The organism is Sporosarcina pasteurii, from assembly GCF_041295575.1.
Taxonomy (GTDB): Bacteria; Bacillota; Bacilli; order Bacillales_A; family Planococcaceae; genus Sporosarcina; species Sporosarcina pasteurii.
In genome coordinates, this window is record NZ_CP160452.1 from 3,208,470 (window position 1) to 3,221,384 (window position 12,915).

General features: G+C 41.3%; 12 protein-coding genes. 1 reads left to right on the forward strand and 11 read right to left on the reverse strand.

The annotated features are described in order from the left end of the window. Nucleotides 1–76 precede the first annotated feature (76 nt). The 4 genes from AB1H92_RS15655 to AB1H92_RS15670 form a co-directional block, all read right to left on the reverse strand. Entirely contained in the window at nucleotides 77–2,137 is a 2,061-nt protein-coding gene (locus AB1H92_RS15655; protein WP_115363803.1) for a S9 family peptidase, read from the reverse strand. A 146-nt stretch (nucleotides 2,138–2,283) separates the two neighbouring features. Continuing rightward, nucleotides 2,284–3,219 (reverse strand): ABC transporter permease, encoded by a 936-nt coding sequence (locus AB1H92_RS15660; RefSeq protein ID WP_115363805.1) that lies wholly within the window; start codon nucleotides 3,217–3,219, stop codon nucleotides 2,284–2,286. Then, on the reverse strand, nucleotides 3,197–4,120 hold the full coding sequence (locus AB1H92_RS15665; protein WP_115363807.1) for an ABC transporter ATP-binding protein: 924 nt from the start codon (nucleotides 4,118–4,120) through the stop codon (nucleotides 3,197–3,199). Before AB1H92_RS15665 ends, AB1H92_RS15660 begins: the two co-directional genes overlap by 23 nt. A 1-nt stretch (nucleotide 4,121) precedes the next feature. After that, entirely contained in the window at nucleotides 4,122–4,250 is a 129-nt protein-coding gene (locus AB1H92_RS15670; RefSeq protein WP_256594316.1) for a hypothetical protein, read from the reverse strand. Between the two features lie 161 nt (nucleotides 4,251–4,411). Between AB1H92_RS15670 and AB1H92_RS15675 the strand changes: the two genes are divergently transcribed. Continuing rightward, nucleotides 4,412–4,780 carry a VOC family protein gene (locus AB1H92_RS15675; protein ID WP_115363809.1) on the forward strand — a complete coding sequence of 123 codons (369 nt, stop codon included), beginning with the start codon at nucleotides 4,412–4,414 and terminating at the stop codon, nucleotides 4,778–4,780. 306 nt (nucleotides 4,781–5,086) lie between these two features. Here the strand turns inward: AB1H92_RS15675 and AB1H92_RS15680 are convergent, their stop codons facing one another. The 7 genes from AB1H92_RS15680 to AB1H92_RS15710 form a co-directional block, all read right to left on the reverse strand. Continuing rightward, complete coding sequence (locus tag AB1H92_RS15680) at nucleotides 5,087–5,566, reverse strand: acyl-CoA thioesterase (protein ID WP_115363811.1); 480 nt, start codon at nucleotides 5,564–5,566, stop codon at nucleotides 5,087–5,089. A gap of 255 nt (nucleotides 5,567–5,821) precedes the next feature. Then, complete coding sequence (locus AB1H92_RS15685) at nucleotides 5,822–6,838, reverse strand: ABC transporter ATP-binding protein (RefSeq protein ID WP_115363813.1); 1,017 nt, start codon at nucleotides 6,836–6,838, stop codon at nucleotides 5,822–5,824. Between the two features lie 110 nt (nucleotides 6,839–6,948). After that, nucleotides 6,949–7,869: an LD-carboxypeptidase gene (locus AB1H92_RS15690; protein WP_115364194.1), complete on the reverse strand. Its 921-nt coding sequence runs from the start codon at nucleotides 7,867–7,869 to the stop codon at nucleotides 6,949–6,951. Nucleotides 7,870–8,026: 157 nt separating this feature from the next. Then, on the reverse strand, nucleotides 8,027–9,679 hold the full coding sequence (locus AB1H92_RS15695; RefSeq protein WP_370475172.1) for a peptide ABC transporter substrate-binding protein: 1,653 nt from the start codon (nucleotides 9,677–9,679) through the stop codon (nucleotides 8,027–8,029). 50 nt (nucleotides 9,680–9,729) lie between these two features. Continuing rightward, nucleotides 9,730–10,731 (reverse strand): ABC transporter ATP-binding protein, encoded by a 1,002-nt coding sequence (locus AB1H92_RS15700; protein WP_115364196.1) that lies wholly within the window; start codon nucleotides 10,729–10,731, stop codon nucleotides 9,730–9,732. A 26-nt stretch (nucleotides 10,732–10,757) separates the two neighbouring features. Further along, nucleotides 10,758–11,708, reverse strand: a complete 951-nt coding sequence (locus tag AB1H92_RS15705) for an ABC transporter permease (RefSeq protein ID WP_115363815.1) — start codon at nucleotides 11,706–11,708, stop codon at nucleotides 10,758–10,760. Then, complete coding sequence (locus AB1H92_RS15710) at nucleotides 11,708–12,643, reverse strand: ABC transporter permease (RefSeq protein ID WP_115363817.1); 936 nt, start codon at nucleotides 12,641–12,643, stop codon at nucleotides 11,708–11,710. The genes AB1H92_RS15705 and AB1H92_RS15710 overlap by 1 nt, the downstream gene beginning before the upstream one ends. Nucleotides 12,644–12,915 lie beyond the last annotated feature (272 nt).

Here is a 12,915-nt window from a genome sequence, read left to right on the forward strand (position 1 = left end):
AATTCACAAGTAATTTAAAAAAACGCTAAAGTAAAACAGGCGGAGAATCATTTCTCCACCTGTTTTTTCATTGTCATTAAATTTTTAATTCCTGCGTAACACCGATTTTATCCAGAATAAACGCATAGCATTCCGCTGCTTCTCTTAAGTGATTAAAACGACCTGATTTACCGAAATGGCCGGCCCCCATATTCGTTTTAAGAACGAGCGTATTGTCATCCGTTTTTAAAGCCCTTAACCGCGCGACCCATTTGGCCGGTTCCCAATAGCCGACTCGCGGATCGTTTAGGCCGGTTGTGATATACATATGCGGATAGTCTTTCGCCTCAACATTATCATAGGGGCTATACGACTTCATATAGAAATAATCTTCCCGTTCTCGAGGATCGCCCCACTCATCCCATTCTAAAGTAGTAAGCGGAATCGTCGTGTCGAGCATTGTCGTTACAAGATCGACAAACGGAACTTCCGGAACAATTACTTGGAACAGTTCACCACTCATGTTCGCGACGCCCCCAACAAGCAACCCACCCGCACTTCCTCCGCGAGCGGCCATTTGACTTGGCGTTGTGTACTTATGTGCAATCAGATGTTTTGCTGCGGCAATAAAATCAGTAAACGTGTTTCGCTTATGCTGCATTTTTCCATCTTCGTACCAACTCCGACCCATTTCAGAACCCCCGCGTACTTGGGCGGTAACAAACACAATCCCTTTGTCCAATCCCGGAAGACGGTAAGGACTGAAATGTGGATCGCTATTCGCTCCGTACGATCCATACCCATGTAAAATCAACGGTGCAGGGCCTTGATTAAACGCATTTTTCTGATAAACCATCGTCATCGGTATTTTGACACCGTCTTTGGCAACCGCCCACAAATGCTCTTGACGATAATTCGAAGGGTTGTATTCCCCGCTAACAGGCGCAACTTGTAAACACTGTCGTTCACCCGTTTGCAAATTCAGCGCATACGTTGTAGTTGGCGTAAGGAACGTTTCATACTCAACTAACACTTCTTTCGCCTCGTAACTTTGATTAGACAGCACTGACACCGTATAAAGTGGATCCGCCCAATCAACCCGCTCCAACGCACCATCTTGGACCATCCAAATTTGCGTCAAGCCATTTTCCCGGCCTGCGACAAGCAACGCATCATGAAAAGGATGTACCGCTAAAAGATATTGGGCCTCCTTGTACGCAACAACGTTTTCCCTCGAGTTCAGGTCATCAAGTGGACAGCGAAGCAACTGGAAATTCTGCGCGCCTTCATTTGTTAAAATCAGCAAATCATCGCCCCAATGCTCTACGGAATATTCGATTCCATCCCGTCTCTCATCAATTAGCTGTAAGGGGGCCAGCGGAGAATCTGCATCTAGTAAACTAACCTCACTCGTCGTTTTTGAAAATGATTCGACAAAAATAAATTTTCCACTTTGTGATTTAGCGATAAATACTGTAAACGTCGAATCTTTTTCTTCATAAATCATTTCATCCTGATCCGTATCAGTTCCTAAACGATGTCGCCATAACTGGGACGGGCGTTGATGTTCATCCACAGTAATGTAAAAAATGTATTCGCCACAACGACTCCATTCCATACTCCCAAATAAAAAGACATCTGGAATCTGGTCCGCCAATAGTTCTCCTGTTTCCAAGTCTTTAATAAAAATCGTATACCGATCCGTTCCATCCCGGTTCTCTAAATAAGCGAGACGAGTTTGATCCGTGTTAATTCGCTGCTCGGTCACACTCAAATACGCATCTTCTTTAGCCAATTCATTTAGATCTAGCACTACTTCTTCCTGCGCTTCAGATAAATCACCCCTACTTTCCGCTCGCTTTCGTGCATAAATCGCATATTGCTTACTTTTATCCATACGAGAATAATAGAAATAAGGACCATATTGCACCGGTACGTCCTCTTCCGATTCAGGAACGCGGTCAATCATGCTTTGATAAATCTGTTCAGTTCGTTCTTCAAGTGGGCGCATGATTTCGTCATAGTATCGATTTTCTTCCTCTAAATACTGAATAACCTCCGGATTGTCTTTATCCTTCAGCCAATAATAGTCATCTTCGCGCACATCGCCATGTAATTTATGGAGATGTGGAATTCGTTTTGCCACTGGTGATTTCATAAATTTATTCTCCTCTCGATATAGGTATTTTCTTCGTCAAACCATTGTTTAAATCCTCTTTTAATTTTGAAAATAGATTTTATTTGTAGCTATTAAAAAGTCGACGAAGAACCAGCCTCGCCGACGCCTATCGCTCAGACAACTTTTTAAGCAGTTACATCACGTTTTGTAAATGAAAGGAAACTCAAAACTAGGAAAATCACAACATAAACAGCAATGACAACTGCCGAAAAAGCCATTGTTGTATTGCTCAACATCGGATATCCAATTTCATACTGTGTGAGATTCGAATTCGCGAATAAAATAAACTTCGCGAACTTATATTTTTCCATAAAGAACACAATCATATTGCCTGTGAAATAAAGGAAAATAGAGACCCCAATCGCAAGCGACGTAGAGCGGAAAACCGTGCCAATCATAAATGCCAATGTTGACATGACAATTGTATTAATCAACGCTAAAAACATTAAATACAAGGACTTTCCCCAAACAGCGGACGTAGCAATCTCTGTTTCGTAAAACGATAGCGTGCTTTCTGTCGTTCCAGGGAAGAAAATAAACGCCCCAATCACGCTCACTACAAACATCACGACCATGGCCAATAAACTAAACAAAATGACCGTCACATATTTAGACGTTAGGATTTTCCACCGATTCACTGGCCGTGACAATAACATTTTAATCGTCCCTTGTGAAAACTCAACTGATACTAAACTTGAAGAGACAATGATTGAAACTAACGTTACAATCGACATGAGTCCAAACGTGTCCAAAATAACCGATTCACGCGTTTGCGGCTTCGTACTTTCCACGTTCATCGCGATGTTAGCCTGAAGTTCTTCCTGGCGCTGCAATAGATGAACTTTATCTTCTTCATCTAACTCTGGAGCGGCCAACTCTTTTTCAACATCAGCCAATTCCATCTCCATGGACTCAATCCACTCCGTGTTATCGTACATTCGCTCAGATAATTTCGCCAGCCCTGTAAATCCAATAATAATTGCCGCCAGCAAAATCATCATTACCCAAGTTCCTTTTTTCTGCCATAATTTCATCCATTCATTTTGTATGAGCTTCAGCAATTTGGCCACCTCCTGTCAATTCTAAGAACTGATCTTCTAGCGTTTTCACATGTGGTTGGACCGCATAGAGTTGAATATTTTCAGCTGCCAACTGACCTACAAGAATAGGAACCTCTTCTTTTTCAATTTGAAGAAGCAGTCCATCTTTAAATGACTCCATTAATCTTCCTTCTGCCATCAAAATCTGCTCAACTTTTTCTAACGGAGACGCTTCTATATAATAATGTGATTCTCTTGCATCAGACATCTCCTCAACGTTTAACAGTTTACCGTTTTGAATGACCGCAATCCGGTCACACATTAATTCAATTTCTGAAAGCATATGGCTCGATACAAATACTGAAACGCCTTCTTTTTCCGCAATACTTCTTAAGTACATCCGAAATTCACGAATTCCTGCCGGATCCAGACCATTTGTCGGTTCATCTAATATCAAAAACTTTGGTCGATGAAGCAGCGCTTGTGCAAGGCCAAGTCTTTGCCGCATCCCAAGCGAATAAGAAGCCACTTTTTCATGAATCCGGTTTTGCAAGCCGACTTGTTGAACAACTTCGTCAATACGCGCTTTCGTCACATTCGGATGCATTCTCGCAAAGTGCACCAAATTTTTATACCCTGACATATACTTATACATCTCAGGATTTTCAACGATAACCCCTACTTTTGAAAGGCCTTCTTCAAAATTTTCGCTAAGTGCAACGCCGTCTATGTACACATCTCCATGTGTCGGCTTCATTAACCCAACCATCATTCGAATCGTCGTCGTTTTCCCCGCCCCATTCGGCCCTAAAAACCCCGTAATTTGTCCAGGATACAAAGACAAATTTAAGTTATCAATAATTTTCTTCTTCCCAATTGTTTTCGATAAACCGCGTAGTTCTACTACTGGTTTTTCTACCATATTACTTCTCCCCCTTAAATAAAGACGCCATCCAAGTCGTCATATCAACGCCGTGCAACTCTCGAATGTCATCTACCGTTTCACGGGCAACTAATTGCGCCCCACTTAGTACTACGACTTCATCAAGCAAAGGTTCCATTTCTTTTAGGAAAAGCCATTCCTATTAGCGAAATAGATGTTAAATTAATAAATCAATAACTTTTTCTTATCGCACCAGATTAGAATATACGAATAGTGAATTAATTAGTAGATGATTATACTAAAGATAGTAAGTATAAGGAGTGATTGAAAATGAGCACATTTCTTACAGGTATCGACCATATTCAAATCGCTAGCCCACCAGATTCCGAGGATACAGCTAGAAAGTTTTACGGAGAATTACTCAGCATGGAAGAAATCTCAAAGCCCCCAAATTTGCAAGGCCGCGGAGGTTGTTGGTTCATTTGCGGTTCTCAAGAAGTACACATCGGCATTCAAAAAGATTTCGTCGCAGCCAAAAAAGCGCATCCCGGCTTTACCGTTCATGCGCTTGAGGAACTAAAACTACGATTGGCAGAAGCAGGCTATGCAATTCATGAAGAAGCCCCAATTGATGGACGTTCTCGCTTTTTCACAAACGACCCATTCGGCAATCGGATTGAGTTTTTAGAGTTTGAATAAACAACCAATAAAAAGATTTTCTACAAACATCTTTTTCATCCGAGTGCCCCTCTTTGCTTATATACGAAAATAAACGCGAATCGTTCAATTTTCCGCAATAAAGCAGGGGTTATTATGTCCATAACTAGAAGATCAAGAGTATGTGTATAAATGTTCATTCGACAGAAAACGAGGTTATCCACATGTGTATATCTAAATGAAAAATTAGTCGAAATGGGTTTATCCACATTTAGTCTTGATATCATTCTTTTGGTTGTTGATGACTTTAATTTAAAAGAGTCTGCCGTGGCAGACTTTTTATGTTGATCAATGCTTCGTTTTAAGACGTTCTTTTCGATGCGCCAAACGTGCTGGACCCATTTCAAATAAAGCTTTTTCTTCTTTAGTTTCAGGTTGAACTGCTGGAACAGGAACTGGTTGATTATCTTCATCCATCGCCACCATCGTTAAAAAAGATTCCGTCGTTAATTTTCTAACGCTTTCTTTAAGCGGATTAATCGAATGAACGGTCACGTATACTTCCATCGAAGTTCGTCCAGTTGAACTAATGACTGCCTCTAATTCCAAAACATCGCCTACTTTTGCAGACGAAACAAAATCCACTTTATCAATCGAAGCCGTTACAACTGCACGATTAGAATGTTTCATTGCTGTAATTGCCGCAATTTCATCGATGTATGCGAGTACATTTCCACCAAAAATCATCTCTAAATGATTTGTATCCGGCGGCAATACTAGTTTCGTTTGAACTGTACGTGATTCGCTCATTTTTCGTGTTTTCAACATATATTTTACTCCTTTAATTTAACGGTATTTACAAGTATACACTTATTTTGATTGGCTGCTGAAGTTTTTTCAATGTACGCATGAAAGTTTGCAACGCTTCTTGAAATCTTAGCAACACTCACCAACCTTCGCAACGTTTTAGACAAACAATGCAACGCTTCCACGAAACAATGAAACACTCTCACAAAACCTCGCAACACTGAATTACTCATACCCTCCATAAATAAATTATTCCCAACATAAAAAGCAGTTATTCTACAAGAATAACTGCTTTTTAACCGGTGCTCTATTTTCTTTTTGCATCGTTTCCTCATCATATAAATGACAAGCGACCGAGTGACCTTTCGTTTTTTCAATCCATCTAGGTTTTACCATCGCACAAACAGGCATTGCATAAGCACATCTCGTTCTAAATACACAACCAGACGGCGGATTGGTTGGACTCGGCAATTCGCCTTCTAACAAAATTCGCTCACGCGTTTCTTCAACGTCAGGGTCTGGAATGGGAATTGCGGAGAGTAAAGCTTCCGTATAAGGATGTAAAGGTTGCTCATACAACGCTTCACTCGTCGTTAATTCGACAATATGCCCGAGATACATAACAGCAATACGATCTGAAATATACTTGACCATCGACAAATCATGCGCGATAAATAGATAGGTTAATCCTTTTTCCCGCTGCAAACGTTGCAATAACTTCACCACTTGTGCTTGAACGGATACATCTAATGCTGAAATCGGTTCATCTGCAATAATAAAATCCGGGTCTAGCGCCAGCGCACGGGCAATGCCAATTCGTTGGCGCTGGCCGCCCGAAAACTCATGTGGATAGCGATTCGCATGGTCTCGGTTCAATCCGACATCTTCCAACAACTCAATAACGCGCTCTTCTATTTCTTTTTTAGAATTCAGCACCTTATGAACAATCATAGGTTCCGAAATAATCTCCAGAACTGTTAGGCGGGGATTTAACGACGCATATGGATCTTGAAAAATCATCTGCATCTTTCGTAAAAACGTTTGACGGTCTTTTTCATTCAACTCATGGATGTTTTTATCTTCATATAAAACGTTGCCGTCTGTTTTTTCATATAAGCCTAAGATGGTTCTTCCTGCCGTCGATTTTCCACATCCTGATTCACCCACAAGACCGAATGTCTCCCCTTTATAAATATCGAAAGAAATCCCGTCAACCGCTTTTAATTGAACACCTCGGCCGACATCAAAGTAACGTTTTAAATTTTGCACAGAAAGCAACACCGATTGTTCCATACTCTGTCTCCTTTATTTCAACGCTTCAATTGCTTAAGGTTGAATCTGGTGATGTTCAAGCAGTGGAACTAAAACTTCAATATACGATATTTTCATGAAGACATTTCTATTTATTCAACCCCAGGTAATATCGTCAATGTTTTTTCATTCGCATCTAACTTCGCTTCTACGCCAAGCGGAACGGCAAAATGTGGTTCACAATGACCTATTTTGAAACCTTTTACCACAGGTACTTGAAGCGGCTTTAAATAATGGTCAAGCACTTCATCTAACGTCAGTGTCCACTTTTTCTCCGTTTCAGTCCTTGCAAAATCACCTACGACAACACCCGCAACTTCCTTCAACTTGCCTGCCATACGTAAATGATTCAATAAGCCATCAACACGTGCAGGTTCTTCCCCAATATCTTCGATCAACAAGAGTTTCCCAGCCGTATCCACTTCAAATTTCGTCCCAATCGTACGAACAAGTAAAGATAAGTTTCCGCCGATTAACTCTCCACGCGCAACGCCTGAAGTGATCGTTTCTAACGGAGAAATATCCTCTGTATAATGCAATTCCATCGGTTCAAATAATTGTTGGAACATTTTTTTCGATAGGTCTTCAAATGTATCTTTCCCGATATTTGGCCCAAGCATTGGCCCGTGGAATGTCACTAAGTTTGAATACAAGCCCATCGCTGTATGGAGAAATGTAATATCGCTAAATCCCCAAAACACTTTTGGGTGTTCTTTCATAATTTGCAAGTCAATTTGATCCACAATTCGACCCGCCCCGTACCCGCCACTTGAACAAATAATGCCATTCACTTCAGGATCTTGAAACAACGTCTCTAAATCTTCAAGACGCTCTTCGTCAGTTCCCGCCAAATAACCATTAATGTTTTTAGCATGCTTTCCAAACTTCCACTTTAGCCCCAACTCTTCAAGAAACAGCAATGACTTCACTAGTTCTTCTCTTCCTGGTGGACTCGAAGGCGACACGATGCCAATTGTATCTCCTTTTTGTAAACGTTTCGGACGAACTCTCATCAACTATTCACTTTCCTTCCTAACTTTTGTTCTACATTCAATCTACCATATCATTACGACATCTGGCGCGATGATTCTTTAATGAAGAGAAAATGAACGTAAAAAGATATGCTTTAAAGGAGGCCGCTATTCGCCGCCCCCGTTTACGATCCCCGTCTTACTTTTTATCTGCCTTCTTCAAATCAATATACCCAACTGGGTGGCGCAAAATATTTTCAACACCTGGCTTTTCAAGCGTTACCGCATTGTAGTAGTACAGCGGGAAGACTGGCATTTCTTCCATTAATAATCGATCAGCTTGCACAAGTAAATCCCATCTCTTTTCTTCGTCCACTTCATTTTTCGCTTTATGAATTAATTCATCATACTCCGCATTTGACCAAGTCGTCCGATTCATTGGCGAATCGGTGATGAAACTTTCAAGCGCATTGACTGGATCCGCATAGTCTTGTAAAAATGAAGAACGAGAAAACTGATATTTATGTTCTTTCTGTTCTGCTAAAAATACAGACCCTTCCACATTTTGAAGCTCTATTTCGACACCTAGCACTTCTTTAAACTTCGCTTGTAGTGCCACCGCAATATTTTGGTGAGATTCACTTGTTGAATATGTTAACGTAACGGTTGGAAGTTCATCATACCCCTCTTCTTCCATTCCCTCCGCTAATAATTTTTTCGCTTCGTCTGGTGAGAACTCTACAAGCTTTCCTGCTGTATCCCTAAATTCTTTTCCATCTGGCCCGATAAATCCATAGGACACAAAACCATGTGCCGGCTTTTCATTATTTTTCGTAATGTACTCAACAATTTCTTCTTGATTAACCGCAAGCCCAAATGCTCTTCTGATTTTTTTATTCGTAAACGGCTCCATCGATGTATTAAATCGGAAGAAATAAAGTCCCGCTTGATCATCGATACGAAGCTCATCGCTATCTGCCAGTTGTTCAGATAACTCAGCAGGTACGCCCGATACGTCTAATTCTCCTGCTTCATACATTTGATATTCCGTCGTTGAATCAATCACCATTGCCCATTCAATACGGTCTAGATTCACAACGTCGGCATCCCAGTAATGTTCATTTTTCTCAAAAGCAAAACTCACATCATGGTCCCATTCGACAAGTTTGAAAGGGCCGTTTCCGACAAATGTTTCTGCCTCTGTATGCCACTTTGGATTCTCAGTTGCCACTTTTTCATTCACCGGGAAAAAACTTGGGTTCGTAATAATATTTAAAAATGACTCCGTTGGTGCTGTCAAAACAACTTCAAAAGTACGTTCATCGACTGCTTTCACCGCAACATCTTCTTCGGCACCTTCCCCATTATTGTAGGCTTCTGCCCCTTCAATAAAATACGCTAAAAATGCGGCTGGAGAAGCCGTTTCAGGATTTAACATATGAAGCCAACCGTAGACAAAATCACCTGCAACGACCGGGTCGCCATTTGACCACTTCGCATCTTCACGGATCGTAAATGTATACGTTAATCCGTCATCGGAAATATCAATTTTCTCTGCCGTTGCTTCTTCTGCTATATGGTCCTCTGAAAGGCGCGTCAATCCTTCCATTAAATTGTTTAATGGACTCCACGAAACGGCATTAAAACCAACTGACGGATCAAACGAAGTCGGTTCATCTCCGTTATTCAAATAGAGAACCTTCTTATCCGTCTTTTCATCGGTTGCCTCTTCCGTCTCTTCTGTTTCCTCGCCTTCCTTTTGCGGCTCCTTTCCAGCTTCTTCATTCGCCGTACAAGCGATGAGTGCAATTGCCATCAAAGCAACAATGAGTAACATCCACCATTTTTTCAACACAAACTCCCCCTTTATTTATAAACAGCACTTTCATGCGACATACCTAATTATCCTTGCATCTGAATGGCTCGTTCATCTTGTAGCCAACAGTTTACTATGTGGTCGTTCGTCAAATGCGTGTCTGTTGGATACACTAAGTCACACACTTCCATTGCAAACGGACATCTAGCTGTGAATGAACAACCACTTGGCGGTGAAAATAAATCCGGCGGTGTCCCTTCTATTGGTTCTAGCTCTTCATCTTTTAAATCTAAGCGAGGAACAGAGTTTAATAGGCCCTTTGTATAAGGGTGTTGCGGATGATAAAAAATTTCTCGCTTTAATCCAATCTCAATGATTCTCCCCGCATACATCACCGCAATTCGGTCAGCAATTTTTGCAACGACACCAAGATCATGCGTGATTAATATAATTGAAACGCCCGTCTTTTCTTGAATCTCTTCAAATAGCTCCAAGATTTGTGCCTGGATTGTCACATCGAGCGCCGTTGTCGGTTCATCTGCAATGAGCAGTTTTGGCTCACAAATTAACGCAATGGCTATGACAATCCTTTGACGCATCCCCCCTGAAAACTGATGCGGATACTGATTTAACCTTTCTTCAGCACTTGGAATGCCTACAAGTTCCAACATATCTATCGCTTTTTTCTTCGCGTCCAATTTGGATAGTTTATAATGGGTGCGCACCCCTTCGATTAACTGCTCTCCTATTTTCAAAGTCGGATTTAGTGCAGTCATCGGGTCCTGAAAAATCATCGAGATGTCTACCCCTTGAATCTTCCTTAATTGGGTTTTATTTAACTTTGTCATATCGTGTTCTTGAAAAATGACTTGGCCCGCTTTAATTTTCCCGGCCGGTTCAGGAATTAACCCCATAATTGCGTTCGCCGTTACACTTTTTCCACACCCTGACTCCCCAACGATTGCAAGGGTTTCTCCTTTATCTAAATCAAATGTAACACCACGAACCGCCTGAACTTCTCCACCAAATGTTGTAAATGCAACGTGCAAATTCTGAACGGAAAGCATCTTCTCACTTTCCTTATCCATGTGATTTATTCGTTTAGCCAACATGCTCACCTCCTTAATTTCGGATCCAGTGCATCTTGCATGCCATCGCCGAGCACATTAAACGCAAACATCGTCATTGAGATGAAAAATGCCGGGAAAAATAAACGCCACCAATGTCCTGATAAAATAACAGGCAAAGCATCATTGGCCATTACTCCCCAACTGGCAAAAGGGGCTTGTATCCCTAGTCCAAGAAAACTTAAAAATGCTTCCGCAAAAATAGCACTCGGGACAGTTAATGTCATTTGAACGATAATTGGCCCCATTGTATTAGGGAGTAAATGCTTTCGAATAATTCTCGGCGTTGACGCCCCGTATGACTTTGTAGCGGTGATAAACTCATAATTTTTAATTTGCAAAACTTGCCCTCTTACAATACGTGCCATGCCAACCCAACCAGTAATCGTTAAGGCAATTATAATTGTCGTTAGGCTTGGCCCCATCACGACTAACAATAATATGACAACAAGCAAATGCGGAAGACCATATAAAACTTCAATAATCCGCATCATAATCGTATCGGTCAATCCACCCTTATATCCGCTAATGCCGCCGTAAATAATGCCAATAAAAAAGTCGATTAGCGCTGCCATCACACCTACAAACAACGAAATCCTAGCTCCGTACCATGTTCGTGTGAAAACGTCTCTGCCCATTTCATCGGTCCCAAACCAATGGGTTGCTGATGGAGGTAAGTTTTGGTTCGGTAAATTCATTTCTGTAACGGAGTGAGGCGATAAAATCGGACCAAACACTGCAAAAAGTGTCAAAAGGGATAGAAAAAATAATCCCGTCATCGCAAGTTTATTTTTCCGTAGTCGTTGCCATGCATCGCGCCAATAAGAGATAGAGGGACGAACTACCGACTCGGCTTGATGCCTCTCCCTTTTAAGTGGTTTAAACCATTCGTCCTGAACACTTTTACGGGTTCCAAACTCTTGTCCACTTTTAGTCATCACACATCCCCCTCCTTCTTATGCAATTTAATCCGCGGATCAAGAAAACCGTAGACAATGTCAACAAGGAATAGCATAAAAACAAGAAAAGCACTATAAAAAACAGTTGTCCCCATAATCACTGGATAATCTCGATTATTAATACTGTCTACGAAATACTTTCCCATCCCCGGAATTGCAAGGATTTTCTCTATCACAAAAGTTCCTGTTAAAATCCCTGCAAGCATCGTTCCCATAATTGTCACGACAGGCATTAACGCATTTCGTAAGGCATGTCTAGTTACGATTCGAAACGGTGAAAGCCCTTTTGCACGTGCCATTTTAATATAATCTTGGGTTAACACTTCCAACATACTAGACCTCGTTAAACGTGCGATAATGGCTGTCGGTCCTGTCGCAAGTGCAAAAGTCGGTAAAATCATATGCAACGGACTGCTCCAAGTAGCTGGGGGAAGCAATTGCCAATCGACCGCAACCTTTTGAATTAACAATGTTGCAAGTACAAAGTTCGGGACGGAAATACCAATGACAGCAAAGGTCATTGCTGAATAATCAATGATGCCATTATGCCGCAGTGCAGCAAATGTCCCTAGTATTACCCCGGAAATAATTGCAACGAGAATGGTCACGAGGCCAAGCTCCAATGAAATTGGAAATCCCCGCGCAAGCAAACTATTCACCGTCTCATTTGGTTTTTTAATAGAAGGCCCAAAGTCAAACGTTGCAATCGATTTTAAGTAATTTACATATTGCACAGAGACTGGCTGATCTAGTTTATAAAATCGTTCTAAGTTTTCCTGGATAGCTGGATTCGAAGTTCGCTCCTCATCAAACGGTGAACCTGGAATCTTATGCATTAAAAAAAATGTCAATGTGGCAACGATAAGGATTGTAATAATCATCATAAAAAAACGTTTTAGTATGTATAATACCATTCAGCGACCCCTCCTCATTCATGCATTTTGCATCTATTAGATAACAAACGCTTACAGCCAACCTCGAACAACCTATCGATCTCTCATAGGACATAGTCTATGTGAACGTAGTTAGTTTTATGCAATTTAGTAGCATAGATTGGTTGGTAGAGGGAGTTTGAACGAACGAGTGGGGAATTCAGAATGGCGAGGGCGGAATTTATGTGGACGAGAGAGGAATTCAAAACCAAGAGCGGAGTTCAAATGACCAGGAGAGGGATTCAGAACGGCCG

What these genes read in the sequence shown, in the direction of transcription:
- AB1H92_RS15655 (WP_115363803.1), bottom strand. Translation starts at nt 2,137, where the DNA reads ATGAAATCACCAGTGGCAAAACGAATTCCACATCTCCATAAATTACAT.
- AB1H92_RS15665 (WP_115363807.1), bottom strand. Translation starts at nt 4,120, where the DNA reads ATGGTAGAAAAACCAGTAGTAGAACTACGCGGTTTATCGAAAACAATT.
- AB1H92_RS15685 (WP_115363813.1), bottom strand. Translation starts at nt 6,838, where the DNA reads ATGGAACAATCGGTGTTGCTTTCTGTGCAAAATTTAAAACGTTACTTT.
- AB1H92_RS15700 (WP_115364196.1), bottom strand. Translation starts at nt 10,731, where the DNA reads ATGGATAAGGAAAGTGAGAAGATGCTTTCCGTTCAGAATTTGCACGTT.
- AB1H92_RS15690 (WP_115364194.1), bottom strand. Translation starts at nt 7,869, where the DNA reads ATGAGAGTTCGTCCGAAACGTTTACAAAAAGGAGATACAATTGGCATC.
- AB1H92_RS15710 (WP_115363817.1), bottom strand. Translation starts at nt 12,643, where the DNA reads ATGGTATTATACATACTAAAACGTTTTTTTATGATGATTATTACAATC.
- AB1H92_RS15705 (WP_115363815.1), bottom strand. Translation starts at nt 11,708, where the DNA reads ATGACTAAAAGTGGACAAGAGTTTGGAACCCGTAAAAGTGTTCAGGAC.
- AB1H92_RS15675 (WP_115363809.1), top strand. Translation starts at nt 4,412, where the DNA reads ATGAGCACATTTCTTACAGGTATCGACCATATTCAAATCGCTAGCCCA.
- AB1H92_RS15680 (WP_115363811.1), bottom strand. Translation starts at nt 5,566, where the DNA reads ATGTTGAAAACACGAAAAATGAGCGAATCACGTACAGTTCAAACGAAA.